Origin of the sequence: Janthinobacterium sp. 67 (assembly GCF_002797895.1) — a bacterium.
Taxonomy (GTDB): Bacteria; Pseudomonadota; Gammaproteobacteria; order Burkholderiales; family Burkholderiaceae_D; genus Janthinobacterium.
Window position 1 is genome coordinate 457669 of the sequence record NZ_PGES01000001.1, and the last position, 17071, is coordinate 474739.

Consider the following 17071-nt stretch of genomic DNA (forward strand, 5'->3'; position numbering starts at 1 on the left):
GTTGTCTCCATAAAAACGGCCCGCCTGTCGCATGACAGGCGGGCCGTTGCCGTTTGCGCCGCCGTGTTTATCGTGTCAGCGATTTCTTGTACATGATGGACTGGCGCAGCTTGCCCTTGTCGTCGATCAGCTCATCGAATGCTTCGCGGTTGACTTCCTGCAGGGCGCCCAGCTCGCGCGCGCTCTTGCCGCCGCTGACGATATCGCCGGGCCGCAGCGCCGCCATCGCCTGCGCGGCCAGCAGGATCGTATTCGCGTACGCGACCGGATCGCGCAGGTCGACGCGCGCCAGGTCCATCGCCGGCATGCCGCGCAGCCAGTCGGCCCAGTAAAACTCGAGAAATTCCGTGGCCTTGCCAGGCGGCTCGTAGCCTACCCCGCGCGTAAAGTAGACGAGCGAGCGGTACGGGTCGTCGCCCAGGGAATCCAGGCCGATGGCGGACGGTAGCTGTTGTGGCGTGATGGTCTGGTTGCGGCCATTTTTCAGCCACACCTTGTTTTCCTCGCGCATGCGGGCCCAGAACGCCGCTTCGTCCAGCGCGCTGAAATTGTCGCTGACCTTGACCCAGACCTTCAATTGCTGATTGCGCCCGCCATCGGCATCGCGGAAGGTGGAAAACGTGTGGTGGCCATCGGTCAGGTACACGATGCCGCGCGGGCCGATGACGACGGTCTTCATGTCGTCCGGACGGCTGCCCACGGCCGCCTTGCAGCGGTAGCCGGCCGGCGGTGCGCTGAGCGTGGCGCCGGGCACATTGGCCGTATTGGGCAAGACATCGCCCTGGCCATTGGCTTCGCACAGGTCGGCGAATTTCTTCGGCTTGGCGATGTCGGCGATGTGCTTTTCTTCTGCCGCATAGCGTCCCAGCTTGTAATACACCTGGTCGTAGCCGATGGCCGGCTGGGTCGGATGCAGTTCAGCCAGGCTCACTTGCAGGATGCGCGGATGGGCGGCGCTGCCCACGACGGTGGCCGTCAGCGCCTGCTGGCGCGCGCTCAGGACCTGTGCCGGCGCGACGACGGCGTCGCGGGCCCAGGCCATGCTGGCGAAAACGAGGGCCAGCGCGGCGGCGGCCCGGGGAAATGCGGCGTGCATGCGACCTCCGAAGTAAACGGTATGGCGTGCAGCATAGCGCGGCACGCGATTTCGCGCAGTTCGACAGGCGCATGCACTGCGCCATCTCAAGACTGCTTCTTAAAACCACGTCTCCACTTGCAGGCCGAACGAGGTGCCGCTGGTGGCGTTGCCGTACACGGGGCCCGATTCATTGGCCTTGTTGACGGCGGCCGTGGCGGCGTCGTTCCATTTGCCGTAGGTGACGAAGGCGCGCAGCTCGGGACGCGACCAGTAACCCTTGCCCGCCGTCAGGGTGGGCGCGAAGGTCAGCTTGGTCAGGCGCTGCGCGGCGCCGCCCGTGGGCGAGGTCACGCGATCCGTGCCCAGTTCGAACTGCAGCTTGAAGTTGTCGTTGACGGCATACACGGGGCGCACGCCCAGGGAGGTCCAGGTCGAACTGCCGCCCGTGGCGTCGGACTTGTCGCGCTGCACGATGGCAATCATTTCCGCGCTCCATTCCGGCGTCGGCTGTATCCACAGCGAATTGAAGATGCGCAAGCGCGTGACGTCGCTGCCGTTGCGGATCGAACCCGTCGTGCCCATGCGGTCGCAGCACTGGCCGCCGGCGCCCGTGCCCGGCCCGACGCCGTACTGGATGCCGAAGGTGTTGGCGCCGCCCCATACCTTATCCTGCTTGTGCAGCACGGTGGCTTGCCAGCCGCTGTGCGAGGTGCTGTCCTTCTTGTCGGGCGTGATCAGGGTGGTCAGCACTTCCAGCGTGCCATCCTGGTTGATGGGGATGCCCTGGTAGACGAGGTTTTGCCGGATGGCCGAGTTGCCGGGCTTGTCGTTATCCTTGAAGAATCCATAACTGATGCGGCCCGGCCCCAGCTTGTACTGGTCGATGCCGCCGCCCGTGCCGTTCATATTGATGTATTGCAAGTCCAACATGTGGATGTCGGGACGCATGTAGTAGCGCTTGCCGATCCAGGCCGTGCCGCCGTTGAGGATTTCGATGTTTTTCGCTTCCACGTACATCTTCGACATGCTCAGTTCCGAATCGCTGACGGCGGAGCTGGGCGTGTAGGCGGCCACCATGATATGGCCGACGAAGCTGACGCCATTGGGCGACTTGGCCATTTCCTTCTGGTATTCGAACTCGCCATAGGTGTCGCATTCGTTGCCGAGCCGGTAGCGCATGGTGTTGCCGCCCAGGCCGTAGCAGCTTTGCGGGCCGCGGCTGTCCGTGCTCGAGCCGAGGCCGGCGCGGAAGTAGCCGTGGTATTCGCCTTCGGCATCGCTGGCGTGGGCGGCGCCGCAGGCCAGCAGCATGGCGCAGGCCAGGGCCAGCGAGGTCTTGATCGGGTGTTGCATGAAGTCTCCTTGTCGTTATCAAAATGCGTGCTTGGGCACGTCGTACCGGATCGCTGCCGATCCAATCGGGGAGCTGCCTGGGCGGAAAGCTCAGGCGGCCAATATCTGTTTCGATGAAATCAGGTTGCCGGGCTGGCGCCGCGTGCGCGCCACGCCTTGGGCGTCGAACAAATGAAAGGCGCTGCTGGCGGCCGAGACCGTGAACGGCTGGCCCAGCGGCACGCGGTTGTTGCCGTCGCCGCGTATCACCAGTTCCTGCCCGTTGTCCAGCGCCAGGTAAATGAAGTTGGCTTCGCCCAGGTGTTCCACCAGGCTGACGACGCCCTGGAAGCGGGCGCTGCCGTCGCCGTTTTCCAGGATGTGTTCGGCCCGCAAGCCCACCGTGACGGCGTCGCCCGGCAGCAGGCCGGCCGGATCAACGAGGGCCGTGATTTCCTGGCCGCTGGCCAGCGCCACGCGCACGCCATCATCCTGCGCGGCGATGACCTTGCCTTCGAAGAAATTCATCATCGGCGCGCCGATGAAACCGGCCACGAAGCGGTTCGCCGGCTGCTGGTACAGCTCCAAAGGCGTACCCGCCTGCTGGATATGGCCGCCATGCATGACGACGATCTTGTCGCCCAGGGTCATCGCCTCGACCTGGTCGTGCGTCACATACACGATGGTGGCGTTCAACTGGCGGTGCAGCTTGGCAATTTCCAGGCGCGTCTGCACGCGCAGGGCCGCGTCGAGGTTAGACAGCGGCTCGTCGAACAGGAACAGCTGCGGTTCGCGCACGATGGCGCGGCCGATGGCCACCCTCTGGCGCTGGCCGCCCGACAGTTCGCGCGGCAGGCGTTCCAGCAGGTGGTCGATCTTCAGGATGGCGGCCGCGTGGCGCACGCGCCGGGCGATGGCGTCCTTGCTGGCGCCGGCGATCTTCAGGCCGAACGCCATGTTGCGGTACACGCTCATGTGCGGATACAGCGCATAGCTCTGGAAGACCATGGCGATGCCCCGTTCGGCCGGCGGCAAGTCGTTGACAACCTTGCCGCCGATGGACAGGGTGCCTTGCGAAATGCTTTCCAGGCCGCACAGCATGCGCAGCAAGGTCGATTTGCCGCAGCCGGAAGGGCCCACCAGCACGACGAATTCACCGTCGCGGATGTCGAGGTCGATGCCGGCCAGCACATTGCTGTGGCCGTCGTAGGATTTGGTCAGTTGTTGCAGGCTTACATGGGCCATGGCGCACCTATTATTTGACCGCGCCGGACGTCAGGCCGCGGATCAGTTGACGAGAGAAAATGACGTACATGACGAGCACGGGAATGACGGCCAGCGACAGCGCCGCCAGCACGGAGTTCCAGTCCGTCACGTATTGCCCGATGAATTGCTGCACGCCCAGGGTGACCGTCTTGGTGCGGTCCGATGGCGCCAGGATCAGCGGGAACCACAGGTCGTTCCAGGCGGGAATCATGGTAAACACGGCCACCGTGGCGATGGCGGGGCGGATCAGGGGCAGGATTACCTGGAAGAAGATGGCGAACTCGCCCACGCCGTCGCAGCGCGCCGCATCCTTCAGTTCGCGCGGCACCTGGCGCACGAATTCGGACAAGATCATCACGGCCAGCGGCAGGCCCTGCGCCGTGTACACGAGCACCAGCGCGCTCAAGGTGTTGATCAGGTCGAGCCGCACCACCAGTTCCAGAATGGAGACCGTGCCCAGGCGGATGGGGATCATGATGCCCAGCGCCAGGTACAAGGTCAGCAGGCGGTTGCCCGTAAACGTGTACTCGGACAAGGCCCAGGCCGCCATGGCGCCGAACAGCACGATCAGCAGCAGCGACAGCAGGGTGACGAACAGGCTGTTGCCGAAGTACAGCAGGAAGTCCGAATTGGCCAGCACCTTGTGAAAGCCCACGAGCGAAAAGGTGGACGGCGTGGGCAAGGCCAGCGGATTGTCGAAGATGGCGGCCCGCGTCTTGACCGAGTTGATCAGGATCAAGACGATGGGGAACAGGGCAATGATGGTGTAGCCGGCCAGGATCGCATGCACGGCGGCGCGCCCCAGGGGGCGGGTGGAAACGTTGCGCATGGCGGCCCTTACAGTTCGTAGCGTGTCAGCTTGCGCTGCACGAAAAAGAAATACACGCCCACGCCCACGAGGATCACGAGGAACATCATGGTGGCCACGGCGGCGCCCATGGTGGGGCTGCCCAGCTGGGCCTGGTAACCGAAGAAGGTGCGGTAAAAGAAGGTGCCGAGGATGTCGGTGGCGTAGTTCGGTCCCGCCAGCGCGCCTTTCACGGAATACACGAGGTCGAAGGCGTTGAAGTTGGCGACAAAGGTGAGGATGGTCACCAGCCCCAGGGTGGGCCAGATCAGCGGCAGCTTGATTTGCCAGAAGATGCGCATGGCGCTCGCCCCTTCCGCGTGGGCCGCCTCGATGATTTCCTCGGGCACGGCCAGCAGGGCCGCATAGATCAGCATCATGGGGATGCCGATGTATTGCCAAACGGAAATGAGAGCGATGGTCAGCAGGGCCGTCGATTCCTGGCCCAGCCATGGCGCGAAGTAGCTGCCGATGCCCACGCCATCCATCAGCGACTGGCCCACGCCCCACAGCGGCGACAGGATCAGTTGCCAGATGAAGCCGATGATGACGACGGACAGCAGGGTCGGCAGGAAGATCAGGGTACGGTAGCTGCGCTCGCCCTTCAAACCCTTGAGGCTGAAGAGGGTGGCCAGCAGCAGGCCGATGGGATTTTGCAGCAGCATGTGGATGAGGAAGAATTTGCAGTTGTTCCACATCGCATTCCAGAAACTTTGCGACCATTGCGGGTCGAACAGGATGGTGGCGTAGTTGGCCAGGCCGGCAAAATGGTGCTGGCCGCTCTCATCGGTCGTGTACAGGCCGAGGCGCAGGGTGTCGGCCAGGGGCAGGGCGCTGAACAGCGAGTAAATGACCAGCGCCGGGGCCAGGAACACGAGGACGTGCCATGGGAAAGCTTTTTTCACGGCGAAACTCCAGACGAAGAAAAGCACCGGCGGCGGGGCCGCCGGCAAAACCGAGCCACCGGCCGCCGCATCGCACTGCTCAGGCCGGTTGCGCGGGGAGGGTAGATGGATTTATTGCTGTTGCGGCTTGTACCACTTGGCAAAGCCGGACTGGATCTGGCGCGCCGCGTCTTTCGGCGCCAGCTTGCCGTTCAAGACTTGGGCGTTGACGTTCCACAGTTCGTTTTCCATGCTCGGCTCGCCACGGTTGAGGATTTGCGCATTCAGGCGGATGGTCGAGGCGCAACTGGCACGCCAGCCGTTCATTTGCTTGGCCAGCGGATCCTTGATGGAGATCAAGTGGTTCGACAGCGAGAAGAAGCCCGTCACTTTGTTGGTGTAGATGTCGGCGAATTCCTGCGAGCCGAGCCAGGCGAGGAATTTGTAGGCGTCTTCCTTGTTCTTCGACTTCTTGTTGACGCTCATGCCGATGTCCGTGTGGTCCGAGATATAGCACTTGTCGCCGGCCTTGCGCACGGGCGGGTTCAAGGCGCCCAGTTCCAGTTCCGGGTCCTGCTTGAAGTAGGCGATGTCCCAGGAGCCGGACGGGTAGATGGCGGCCTTGCCCAGCGCGAACTGGTTCTGGCTGTCGCCATAGGTTTGCGCGCTGGCGCCCTTGGACAGATAGCTGCCCAGCCGTGCCTCATATTCCCAGGCGGCGACGAATTGCGGGTCGGTAAATTTGGCCTTGCCGGCGATCAGCGCCTTGCGGCCCTCTTCACCCTTCCAGTAATTGGCGCCGATGCTGGTAAACACCACCTGGTTCGCTTCCCACTGGTCGGCCGTGCCCAGGGCCAAGGGCGCATATTTGCCGCTTTTCTTGACCGTTTCCAGCACCTTGAAAAATTCCTCTTCCGTGGCGGGCGGCTGCAGTTTCAGTTCGCGGAAGATTTTCTTGTTGTACAGGAAGCCATGCATGACGGAGGCGATCGGCATGCAGAAGGTGTCCTTGCCATCGTCCGTCTGCCATGCCACCTTGGCCGAAGCGGGGAAGTTGTCCATGCCGGCCTTGCCGTCGAGCTTTTCCAGCTGGCCCCGCTTATACAGGGCCAGCGAGACGTCGAACGGGCGGCAGGCCAGCAAGTCGCCGGCCGTGCCGCCGCTCAGGCGCGCGTTCAGGGTGGAATCATATTCCGTGGGGGCGGTGGGCGAGAACTTGATCTCGATGCCAGGATGTTTTTTCTGGAAGGCGGGAATGAGCACCGTTTCCCACAGGGTCTTGTCATCCACGCGCCAGCTTTCGATGGTGAGCGTGCCCGCCTGTGCCGTGCCGCTGGCCAGCAGCAGGGCCAGCAATGTGTTGCGCGCGGCCGCGCCGCCTTGTGCATGCAGTTGCATGTCGTCTCCTTGTTGGTGTTGGTCTTGTTTGGCTGCCTGTTACGCTGCAGTTGGCGGACAGTAGCATCGGGGGGAATGTGACGCCAGCACCCGGCATTGCACTGGCGGCTATCGCTTATCCTGTTGATTTGAAAGGATAAATTTATAATACGCACGTCTGCCTGCTTACCTTTCCTTACCGTCGACTGCTGCCGTGGCGCGCCGCGCGGGGCGTCGGGCACGTGGCGCCCCTGGTGCGCTGCGCAAGGTAGCGCAACAAAAGCTCACGTTTCTTTACAAATCAGGGGTCTAAATTACCAACCTGCTGTTTTGTAGTTGGGCTATAGTTTGTCGCGACAAGAACAAGGAGACAGGATTGAAGACCCCGCCGCGCAGCACCGCCGACCGCCATGCCGGGGCCGCCCGCCGTCGCGGCGTGGCGGCGCTGGCGCTGCTTGCCTTCATGTGCAGCAGCGTGCCGGCGCGGGCCGAAGCGCTGCAAGTACTGCATTGGTGGACCTCGATCGGCGAACGCCGCGCCGCCGACGTGCTGGTGGCGCGCCTGGCGCAGGAAGGCGTCGAATGGCGCGACGCGGGCATCGCGGGTGGCGCAGGCGTCGGCGCGGGCAAGGTCTTGAAGAGCCGCGTGCTGGCCGGCAAATCGCCGGAAGTCATGCAACTGATCGGCTATACCCTGGGCGAGTGGAGCGACCTGGGCTTGCTGCTGCAACTCGACAGCGTCGCCGCCAGCAACAACTGGCGCGCGACCATGTATCCCACCGTGTGGGGCTTGCTGCAGAACCGCGGCCATACGATGGGCGTGCCGGCCGGCATCCACCGCATCAATACCCTGTTTTACAACCGCAAGATCTTCCAGCGCCTGGACCTGGCCGTGCCGCGCAGCTGGAGCGACTTCGAGCGCGTGGCCGGCAAGCTGCGCCAGGCCGGCATCACGCCGCTGGCGCAAAGCAGCGAAGCGTGGCAGGTGGCCACCCTGTTTGAAACGCTGGTGCTGGCCGAATCGGGACCCGCGTATTACCGCGCCCTGTTTGTCGAGAAGAAAGCCGAGGCGTATGCGGACCCGCGCCTGCGCCACGCCTTGCAGCGCTTGAGGTCGCTGAAGCAATGGATGGGCACGCCGCTGCGCGAACAGGGCTGGCCTGAAATGGCGCGCCAGGTGGGCGATGGCGAGGCGGGCATGTACATCATGGGCGACTGGGCGAAGGGCGAGCTGAACGCCTGGGGCCGCGCCACGGACGAGGTGTTCGGCTGCGTCGCGGCGCCCGATACAGGCGACTACCACCTGTACAGCATCGATACCCTGGCCATGTTCGCCTCCGATTACACGCACCAGGGCGCGCAGGAAAAGCTGGCGCAGGTGGTCGCTTCGCTGCCCGTGCAGCTTGAATACAGCCAGGTAAAGGGCTCGATTCCCGCCTTGCGCCAGGCCGACCTGTCGCGCCTGGACAGCTGCGCGCGCGCCTCGGCGCAGGCATTCGCGCGCGGCGCCGCATTCCAGGCGCCCAGCCTCGTGCACCGCATGGCCACCGATGAAACCAGCAAGGACGCCATCATCGCCGAAGTGCACCGTTATTTCCTGGACGAGACGATCAGCGCGGCCGACGCGCAACGCCGCATCGGCAGCATGTTGCAGGCGCTGAATAAAAAAGGACGAGATCATGTCACGCAAAATCCTGGTCGTTGACGACGATCAAAAGACCCGCATGCTGTTGAAGGCCTACCTGGAAAAGAACCAGTACGAGGTGGGCCTGGCGCACGATGGCGCCACCTTTCTGGCCGAATTCCACCGCCACGTCGACAGCCTGTCGCTGGTGATCCTCGACGTGATGCTGCCCGATACGGATGGTTTTGCCCTGTGCAAGGTGGTGCGCGCCCGCTCGAACGTGCCCATCATCATGCTGACGGCCAGCTCCGACGAGACGGACAGGGTGGTGGGGCTGGAACTGGGCGCCGACGACTACATCGCCAAGCCCTACAGCCCGCGCGAATTGCTGGCGCGCATCAAAGCCATTCATCGCCGCACGGGCATCGACGCGGCAGCGCCGCCCCGTTACTATCGTTTCGTCGGGTTCACGCTCGATACGCTGGAACGCACGGTGACGGATGCCGATGGCGAAGCGCTGCAGCTGACGGGCCTCGATTTCCAGCTGCTGCGCTACTTTGTCGAGCATCCGGGCGATATCCTCGACCGTAGCGTGCTGTGCGAACAGACGCGGGGCCGCGACGCAGGGCCGCTCGACCGCTCGCTCGATGTGCAGGTGAGCCGGCTGCGGCTGCGCCTGAAGGACGATGGCAAGCAGCCCATGCTGATCAAGACGGTGCGCGGCGCCGGTTATGTCTTCTCGGCCGACGTGAGCAGTGCACATGCCTGAGCGGGGCGCGCGCCGCCTGCTTGAGCGCCTGTTGCCGCCATCGCTGCTGGGCCGCCTGTCCGTGGTGATGGTGGCCGGCGTGCTGGCCACGCAACTGGTGGGCAACCTGATCTGGGCCACGCAGCTGCGCCGCGATTCGGCCGTGGAGGCGCGCATGGCGTCGCAGCACCTGGCCCGCAGCGCCGCCAGCACCATCCGATTCTTTCTCAGCCTGCCGGCCAACTACCGCCCCATCCTGATCCAGCAATTTCGCGAAATGGGCGGCACGCGCTTCTTTGTCAACGTCAACCAGGGGCCGCTGGCCATCCGCGAAATCGCCCCGCACGCGCTGGCCAATACGGTGGTGGCCACGGTGGGCGCGGCGCTGAAGAGCGACTTGCCGCAGCTGGCCGGCTACCGCGTGGGCTTCGCCTGGCCGAGCGACCTGGTGGTGGCCGACAGCGGCGCGCACATCGGCGACTTGCCGGAAAACTGGGTGCAGCACATCTTGCTGCTGAAACCGAATCCCGCGCCTATCCTCGTGATCCAGGCCGAGCTGGAGCCGGGCAACTGGCTGTACCTGGCGGCACTGATGCCCAACCCGTATTTCTTGCAAAGCAGTAATCCGTGGACACTCGACCGGGTATTGCTGCAAGCGTTGTCGCTGGCGGCCGTGCTGCTGCTGTCCATCCTCGTCGTGCGCTGGACTACACGGCCGCTGGCGGCCCTGTCGGATGCGGCCGAGGCGTTTGGCCGTGGCGAGACGCCGCCGCCGTTGCCGCAGACGGGCAGCCGCGAATTCGTGCAGACGGCACGCGCCTTCAGCGGCATGCGCGAACGCATCCAGCGCTACCTGGAAGACCGCGAACGGCTGTTCGTTTCGATTTCGCACGACTTGCGCACGCCCATCACGCGCCTGAAATTGCGCACGGAATTGCTCGACGACGATGTGCAGCGCAACGAATTCCACGATGACCTCGATGAACTGGACATGATGGTCAAGGGGGCGCTGCAATGCGTGAAGGATAGCGACATCCATGAAAACGCCACCGAGGTGCGATTGGACCCCTTGCTGCAGCGCATGGTGCGCGGGGCCCAGCTGGCCGGCCATGAAGTGCATTACGTGGAGACGGGCCTGAGCGTGAAGGCCAAGCCCCTGGCCCTGAAGCGGGCCATCGGCAACTTGCTCGACAATGCCCTGTTTTACGGCAAGACGGCCCATTTGTCGGCGTGCCGCGAGGGCGCCAACGTGGTCATCCGCATCCGCGATGACGGCCCCGGCGTGGCCGAAGAGGCGTTCGCCAGCCTGTTCCAGCCCTATGTACGCCTGGAACATGGCCGCGAGCAAAATGCGCATGGCATGGGATTGGGACTTGGCATCGCGCGCAGCATCATCCAGGCCCACGGCGGCGAGCTGAGCCTGGCGAACCACCGCGATGGCGGCCTGGAAGCGACCATCCGCCTGCCGGCGCAGTAAACGACGTCAGCTTTGCCCGGCCAGCAGCGCGCTGGGCACGCGCGGCGAGGACATCAGGTCACGGAAGGCGGCCCAGTGTGCGGCGCGCGTCGCGCCCTGGCGCTCGACATAGGCTTTCGCCATGTCCTGGCCCAGGTTGTAATTGATGACGTACGCGCCCATGGCGTCGTAGAACTGCAGGCGCTGCGCGGATTTCTCGGCCGGGTACAGGCGCACGTTGACCAGCCATTCCAGCGCCTCTTCGCGGCTCAGGCTGCCTTCGAGGTACTGGCGCGCGATGTCGTTGTCGGCATAGCCGAGTTTGGCCAGCAGCGCGTTGAGTTGCGCATAGCGGGGCGCCAGCGCCGGATCGAGGCCGGCCAGCGGATACAGCACCTGCTGTTCGAAAGCCAGCCGCTCTTCATCCGTAAAACTCAGCTCGATGCCGTAATTGGCCGTGCCTTCGGCGATCAGGGATTGCGGCGAATACAGCGGATAGATGCAGTATTCCATCCAGCCCTTGCCGCGCACCAGGTCGCGCTCGAGCAGCACGTTGTACACGTGGTGGCCCGGATAGGCTTCGTGGCAGCCGAGGTCGACGGCGCGATCGATGTACACGGGCAAGTCAGTATTGATCTGGATTACGCTCTGGTAGTTGCCCTTGTACCAGTTGTAGCCGCTCCACGGCTTGTCGGTGACGAATTCCAGCACGAAATCTTCGCCTTCGGGCAAGGCGATGTACCGCAAGGTGCGTTCGCGGCCCGCGCGGATGGCCGCATCCATGACGGCGTGCAGCTTGTCGGCGGGAATGACGAGTTGCGCGCGCAAGGCGTTGACACGTTCGCTCACCGTGCCGCCGCCAGGCAGCAGGGCGTCGATCCGCGCCACCAGTGCCGCGTAGTACGCGCGGCTGTGATGGGGAGAGACGGCGTCGTACAGGCGCGCGCTTTCCGTATCGAAATCGAGGCGTGTGCCTTGCAACATGTCTGCCTTGGCCAGCACGGCTTGCAGCTGCTTGCGCAGGTTGGCGGCGCGCAGGCAAGGTGCGTCGGCCAGCAGGGCCAGCGCCTCGTCCGTCGCGGCCTTGATGCCGCTCAAACTCAGTTGTTGTGCGACCGCTTCCTGTTGCCATGCGGGCGGGCCGTAATAGGCGTCCACATACGAGGCATCGTGCTGGCCCATGGCCAGGACCAGTTTGACGTAGCGTTCGGCCACGTCGGCGAGAGTAGGAGAGTTGCTGTCGTTGTTCGTCATGGTGGCCTGGTTTTGCGGTTGGGCAGGCGCTTATTGTATAGCGCAACAGGCTGGAGCGCGGCACGGACACGGAGCACGGACGGGCAGCCTCATTTCCCTATAACAATTAGAAAAATGCATCTTGATATAGCGCAGTGAACCCGGCGTTCGCGGCCTGCGCGTGCGGGTTTGGTAGCAAGATGGCGTGGTCTTCTTTTTTTCGCATACACGTGATTTTCTTCTTGATTTTTCTTCGTTTATGGACGAATATGATGTACGAGATCCGGCACTATCTGACGTCATCGGGCAGGGATTTATATACGGAATGGCTGAAGCGCCAGCGCGATAATACGGCCAGGGTGGCCATCGTACGACGCGTGCTGCGCATGATGCCCGGTAATTTTGGCGACCATAAATTTTGCCACGACGGCGTGTGGGAATTGCGCATCGACGTGGGTGCTGGTTACCGTATTTACTATGCCATCGACGAGGGCCAGATTATTTTATTGCTGTGTGGTGGCGACAAGCGCACGCAGTCGAAAGATATCGAATACGCCTGTGCCTGCTGGCACGACTGGAAGGAGAGAGGACATGAAAGAGGACGTGAAACAGGTCATGAGCAAACCACCAAGAGACCGCTCGCATGATGAAGCGATGGCCGAACTGTATCGTGACGATCCCGCCTTCGCCCTTGAACTGATCAACAATATCCTTGTCGATGGCGACCACGGCGAACTGCTGGCCGTGCTGCGCCAGCTGACGCGCGCCTTTGGCGGTGTGCCCGCCGTGGCGCAGGCGGCCAAGCTCAATCCTACCCAGCTGTACCGCACCCTGTCGCCCGATGGCAATCCATCCCTGAGCACCTTGACGGCCATCCTCGATGCCATGGGCTTGCGGCTGGCCGTGGAACCCAGGCAGCCATTTCCCGCACCGGCTGCCTGAGTTCTTTGCACGCGGCTAGAATTCCACCGGGCGCGCTTCGCGCATCGCTTGCGTCATGGCCAGGCCGATGCGCGTCGCTTCCGTCGCGTCGTGCAAGGTCAATGACAAGGTGCGCCGACCCAATGCCGCATCCGTGAATTCCTGCGCCTCGATCAAGAAGGCGTCGGCGAAGCGGGCATAGAAGTCCGGCGTGCATTCATTGCGCACGCCATGCGCATCCGAAATTTCCACCCGGTTCAGGCGCGGATTGCTGCCTACGGCCAGGCGGCCGCCCGTGCCGAACACTTCCGTCAGGGTTTCATGGCCATGCGCCATGGTGCGCGAGGCCATGAAGCTGGCCATGCTGCCATCGCTGAACTCGACTGTCGCCAAGCCATTGTCGACGTCGCCGAACGTCTGCAAGCCCGTATGGATGGCATTGGTGCCGCTCGCATACACGCGCTTGGGCGCGGGATTGCCCAGCAGCCAGCGCGCCAGGTCGATATCGTGCACGCTGCAGTCGAGGAAGATGCCGCCGCTGGTGGGGGCGAAGCGCATGAAGGCGCCGCTGGGATCGTTCTGGTCGCAGGTTTGCGAACGCACCAGGTAGGGTTTGCCGATGAGTCCCTGGGCAATCTTTTGCTGCGCGTCATGGTAGCTGGCGTCGAAACGGCGCACGAAGCCGATCATGATCGTCAACTGCGGGTGGCGCGCCGCTTCCGCTTCCACCTTCAGGCAGTCGGCCAAGTCCAGCGACAGCGGTTTTTCGCAAAACACGTGCTTGCCGGCGCGCAGGGCGGCGATGATCTGGTCCGCATGCAGCGAGGTGGGCGTGACGAGGAAGACGGCGTCCAGGCCCGGGTGGGCCAGCAGGGCGTCGTAATCGGCATAGCCGGTGGTGATGCCGAGCTGGCTGGCGGCCCAGTCCAGTTCGGCGGGCACGGGGCTGCAGGCCGCCACGACCTCGGCATTCGGCACGCGCTGCGCCAGGTTGATGGCGTGGCGCTGGCCCAGCCGGCCCAGGCCGACGATGCCGACTTTTAATGTTGGGGATGACATGGTGTCTCCAGATTTTTTATTGTTGTTTATAAAGTTACGACGCCAGGGTCACGACACGACCCTCGCGCCAGGACAGCGTCGCCGCCTCGGCCAGTGCCAGCGCCTTCAAGCCATCGTGGACGGTGGTGCGCAGCGGTGTGCCATTGGTGAGCGCGTCGAAGAAATGCGCCATTTCCTGCGCGTACGCCACGCGATAACGTTCCAGGAAAAAATCTTCCGGCTTGTCCACGCTGACGTTCACCGAGCCATAGGCCGTCACTTCCGTCGGCTTGTGGTTGCCCGCCTGCAGCATGCCGGCGCTGCCCAGCACCTCAAAACGCTGGTCGTAGCCGTAGGCGGCGCGGCGCGAGGCATTGATCTGGCACAAGCGTCCCTTGGCCGTGCGGATGGTGACGACGGCCGTGTCCAGGTCGCCAGCCTCGCCGATGGCGGGATCGACAAGGCAGCTGCCCGTGGCGTGCACGCTGACGGCTTCATCGTCGAGTATCCAGCGGAAGATGTCGAAATCGTGGATCAGCATATCCTTGAAAATGCCGCCCGACACCTTGATGTAGCTGACCGGTGGCGGGCCCGGATCGCGGCTGGTGACGACCAGCAATTCCGGTGTGCCGATTTCGCCCGCTTCAATCCGTGTCTTGACGGCATTGAAAGTGGGATCGTAGCGGCGCTGGAAGCCCAGCATGCACAGCACCTTGGCTTCCTTGACGGCGGCGGCGCAGGCGCGCGCGCGGTCTATCGTCAGGTCGACGGGTTTTTCGCAAAAGATGGCCTTGCCGGCGGCGGCCGAGCGCAGGATCAGGTCCGCGTGCGTGTCCGTGCTGGACGCGATGACGACGGCCTTGATGGCCGGGTCGGCCAGCGCCGTTTCCACCGAGGCGCTGCTGCCGCCATGCAAGCCGGCCAGCGCGGACGCTGCTTCCTGGTTGACGTCGACCACGTACTTGAACTGGACGCCGGCTTGCGCGGCCAGGTTGGCCGCGTGGATTTTGCCGATGCGTCCGGCGCCAAACAATGCTACTTCAATCATCATGTTCTCCTGGGGTGTGGATTTCTTCGATGTCGAGCTCTAATTTGTAGGCCAGCGCAATGAACAGCGCCTGGCACAGACAGATGGTGCTGGTCAGCGAGCGGAAGGCGAAGGCGCTGCCCTCGGTGACGGTGAGCAGCGCGTCGGCGGCCCGCGCGAGCGGAGCCAGTTTGCTGTCGGTAATCACGAGGACCTTGGCGCCCTTGTCCTGCGCTGCCTTGATGCACTGCTGGGTTTCCTTGCCGTAAGGCGAGAAACTGATGGCGATCGCCACATCGCGTTCGCGCACGCTGCGCATCTGTTCGCGGTGCATGCCGCCCAGTCCGCTAATCAGGTGCACGCGCTTGTCCGTATGCTCGAGCGCATAGGCGATGTAGGAGGCGATCGGGAAGGACCGGCGCACGCCGATCACATAGATATTTTCCGCTTTCAGCAGCAGGTTGACGGCCGCTTCCAGCTGGGCGTCGTCGAGGCCGGCCGCCAAGTCGTCGAGACCGGCGCGGCTGGCGCCGACGAATTCGCGCGTCAGGTCGCCCGCGCTCAGGGCGGCGTCGCGCGTGGAGATCAGCTTGCGGATGCGCTGCTGGTAGTCGGGCGTGGCGCCGGCCTGGTCCGTATAAGCCTGGCGGAACACGTCTTGCATTTCGGAAAAGCCCGTATAGCCGAAGCGCTGCGCGAAACGCACGATGGCGGACGGCTGTACGTCGCAGGCGGCGGCGATGTCGCTGATGCGTTCGAGCATCAGGCTGGCCCGGTGCTTTTCAATGTATTGCGCGATGACTTTCAACTGGCGCGACAGGTTGTCGTACTCGGCGGCAATGTGCTGCATCAGTTGTTCGATGGGGGCGGTGGCTGCCATGATTTTTTTCCTTGGTGTGCTTGCTGTGCCGCTGTCTCCGTGCGGCTGGTTCTGGCGAGAATTATAGGAGGGAATCTTAAAAATAGAAACGAATTTCTATTTAAATTTATTTTGAAAATTTTATTGCATTTGTCTTTTTTGTGGCCTAAGCTGTGCGCAGTGCATCGGTTCGTGTGCCGCAAGGCCAGACCGGTGACACCCTTCATAAAAGCTCGCAACTATAAAAATTAATCCGTCTAGGAGACATTCATGCATAGCAATAAAAGCAAGGGTTTGATGAAGTGCCTGGCCATCGCCAGCCTGGGCTTGAGCCTGGGTTTGAGCACGGGCGCCAGCCATGCTGCCGGCGAGAAATTCGTCCTGGTCAGTCACGCGCCGGACTCCGATTCCTGGTGGAACACCATCAAGAACGCCATCAAGCAAGCCGGTGAAGATTTCAATGTGTCCGTCGACTACCGCAATCCGCCCAATGGCGACCTGGCCGACATGGCGCGCCTGATCGAGCAGTCGGCCGCGCGTAATTACGATGGCTTGATCGCCGACATCGCCGACTTCAGCGTGCTGCAAAAGCCGCTGGGCACGGTAGTGGCCAAGAAAATCATGCTCGTGACCATCAATTCGGGCACCCTGGCGCAAAGCGAACAATTGAAAGCCATCATGCACGTGGGCCAGCCCGAGTATGAAGCGGGCCTGGGCGCCGGCAAGCGCGCCAAGGAAGCGGGCATCAAATCGTTCGTGTGCGTGAATCACTATGCGATGAATGCGTCGTCGTTCGAACGCTGCCGCGGTTTTGCCGATGCGCTCGGCGTCGATTTCAAATCGTCCACGCTCGACACCAATGGCGTCGACCCTGGCGTGATCGAAAGCAAGGTCAGCGCCTATCTGCGCAGCAATCCGAAGACCCAGGCCGTGCTGGCGCTGGGACCGGATTCGGCGCCGGCCGCCATGCGCGCCGTCGAAAAGCTGGGCTTGAAAGGCAAGATGTATTTCGCCAGCTTCGACTTGTCGGAAGAAATCGCCAAGGGCATCAAGGATGGCAGCATCCAGTTCGCCATCGACCAGCAGCCCTACCTGCAAGGCTACATTCCTGTCGCCGTGATGGCCATCATGAAACAGCAAAAGATTACTGACCTGGCCAAGGTCAAGGAAATCCTGATCGCCAATCCGAAATACCAGGCGCGCCTGGCGGAATACGGCCTGACGCCCATCTACGGCCCGCGCCACATCAGCTCCGGCCCCGGTTTCGTGACCAAGGACAACATCGCCAAGGTCGAAAAATACGCCGGCCAATACCGCTAATCCACACAGTCGCCACCGGGTTTGCCCAGCGCCGCACCGCCTCCGCGGGCGGCGCATGGGA

The 17071-nt window shown here is 63.1% G+C and carries 16 protein-coding genes; 6 read left to right on the plus strand and 10 right to left on the minus strand.

The window, feature by feature from the left end; all coding sequences use genetic code 11:
• Nucleotides 1–67: 67 nt before the first annotated feature.
• The 6 genes from CLU90_RS02080 to CLU90_RS02105 form a co-directional block, all read right to left on the minus strand.
• Entirely contained in the window at nt 68–1096 is a 1029-nt protein-coding gene (locus CLU90_RS02080; RefSeq protein ID WP_198511129.1) for a ParB/Srx family N-terminal domain-containing protein, read from the minus strand.
• A gap of 99 nt (nt 1097–1195) precedes the next feature.
• Nucleotides 1196–2431 (minus strand): maltoporin, encoded by a 1236-nt coding sequence (locus CLU90_RS02085; RefSeq protein ID WP_092719590.1) that lies wholly within the window; start codon nt 2429–2431, stop codon nt 1196–1198.
• A gap of 90 nt (nt 2432–2521) precedes the next feature.
• Entirely contained in the window at nt 2522–3655 is a 1134-nt protein-coding gene (locus CLU90_RS02090; RefSeq protein ID WP_100427058.1) for an ABC transporter ATP-binding protein, read from the minus strand.
• A 10-nt stretch (nt 3656–3665) separates the two neighbouring features.
• Nucleotides 3666–4505 (minus strand): carbohydrate ABC transporter permease, encoded by an 840-nt coding sequence (locus tag CLU90_RS02095; RefSeq protein WP_034777925.1) that lies wholly within the window; start codon nt 4503–4505, stop codon nt 3666–3668.
• An 8-nt stretch (nt 4506–4513) separates the two neighbouring features.
• Nucleotides 4514–5428, minus strand: a complete 915-nt coding sequence (locus CLU90_RS02100) for a carbohydrate ABC transporter permease (RefSeq protein ID WP_034758088.1) — start codon at nt 5426–5428, stop codon at nt 4514–4516.
• Nucleotides 5429–5539: 111 nt separating this feature from the next.
• The gene (locus tag CLU90_RS02105; RefSeq protein ID WP_100427059.1) at nt 5540–6805 is read right to left on the minus strand and encodes an ABC transporter substrate-binding protein; all 1266 of its coding nucleotides are present in this window, start codon (nt 6803–6805) and stop codon (nt 5540–5542) included.
• Nucleotides 6806–7160: 355 nt separating this feature from the next.
• On the opposite strand from CLU90_RS02105, the gene CLU90_RS02110 reads away from it, so the two are divergent.
• Genes CLU90_RS02110 through CLU90_RS02120 form a run of 3 tightly spaced genes read left to right on the plus strand, consistent with a single transcriptional unit; the run spans nt 7161 to nt 10633 of the window.
• Nucleotides 7161–8489, plus strand: a complete 1329-nt coding sequence (locus CLU90_RS02110) for an ABC transporter substrate-binding protein (RefSeq protein WP_232731044.1) — start codon at nt 7161–7163, stop codon at nt 8487–8489.
• Nucleotides 8464–9177 (plus strand): response regulator, encoded by a 714-nt coding sequence (locus CLU90_RS02115; protein ID WP_034777921.1) that lies wholly within the window; start codon nt 8464–8466, stop codon nt 9175–9177. The genes CLU90_RS02110 and CLU90_RS02115 overlap by 26 nt, the downstream gene beginning before the upstream one ends.
• The gene (locus tag CLU90_RS02120; protein ID WP_100427060.1) at nt 9170–10633 is read left to right on the plus strand and encodes an ATP-binding protein; all 1464 of its coding nucleotides are present in this window, start codon (nt 9170–9172) and stop codon (nt 10631–10633) included. Before CLU90_RS02115 ends, CLU90_RS02120 begins: the two co-directional genes overlap by 8 nt.
• A 6-nt stretch (nt 10634–10639) precedes the next feature.
• On the opposite strand, the gene CLU90_RS02125 is transcribed toward CLU90_RS02120, so the two are convergent.
• Nucleotides 10640–11866, minus strand: coding sequence for a hypothetical protein (locus CLU90_RS02125; protein WP_100427061.1), 1227 nt, complete (start codon nt 11864–11866; stop codon nt 10640–10642).
• Between the two features lie 248 nt (nt 11867–12114).
• Between CLU90_RS02125 and CLU90_RS02130 the strand changes: the two genes are divergently transcribed.
• Both CLU90_RS02130 and CLU90_RS02135 read left to right on the plus strand, forming a co-directional pair.
• The gene (locus CLU90_RS02130) at nt 12115–12492 is read left to right on the plus strand and encodes a type II toxin-antitoxin system RelE/ParE family toxin (protein WP_442906652.1); all 378 of its coding nucleotides are present in this window, start codon (nt 12115–12117) and stop codon (nt 12490–12492) included.
• A complete protein-coding gene (locus tag CLU90_RS02135; RefSeq protein ID WP_100427062.1) occupies nt 12461–12787 on the plus strand; it encodes a helix-turn-helix domain-containing transcriptional regulator in 327 nt (108 codons plus the stop codon). The genes CLU90_RS02130 and CLU90_RS02135 overlap by 32 nt, the downstream gene beginning before the upstream one ends.
• Before the next feature lie 15 nt (nt 12788–12802).
• On the opposite strand, the gene CLU90_RS02140 is transcribed toward CLU90_RS02135, so the two are convergent.
• From CLU90_RS02140 to CLU90_RS02150, 3 genes are read right to left on the minus strand one after another with little or no spacing between them, the layout of a single operon-like run.
• The gene (locus tag CLU90_RS02140; RefSeq protein WP_100427063.1) at nt 12803–13825 is read right to left on the minus strand and encodes a Gfo/Idh/MocA family oxidoreductase; all 1023 of its coding nucleotides are present in this window, start codon (nt 13823–13825) and stop codon (nt 12803–12805) included.
• 34 nt (nt 13826–13859) lie between these two features.
• Nucleotides 13860–14852: an inositol 2-dehydrogenase gene (gene iolG, locus CLU90_RS02145; protein ID WP_100427064.1), complete on the minus strand. Its 993-nt coding sequence runs from the start codon at nt 14850–14852 to the stop codon at nt 13860–13862.
• Complete coding sequence (locus tag CLU90_RS02150; RefSeq protein WP_034757651.1) at nt 14845–15711, minus strand: MurR/RpiR family transcriptional regulator; 867 nt, start codon at nt 15709–15711, stop codon at nt 14845–14847. The genes iolG and CLU90_RS02150 overlap by 8 nt, the downstream gene beginning before the upstream one ends.
• Nucleotides 15712–15960: 249 nt before the next feature.
• On the opposite strand from CLU90_RS02150, the gene CLU90_RS02155 reads away from it, so the two are divergent.
• A complete protein-coding gene (locus CLU90_RS02155) occupies nt 15961–17010 on the plus strand; it encodes a sugar ABC transporter substrate-binding protein (RefSeq protein WP_092719563.1) in 1050 nt (349 codons plus the stop codon).
• Nucleotides 17011–17071 lie beyond the last annotated feature (61 nt).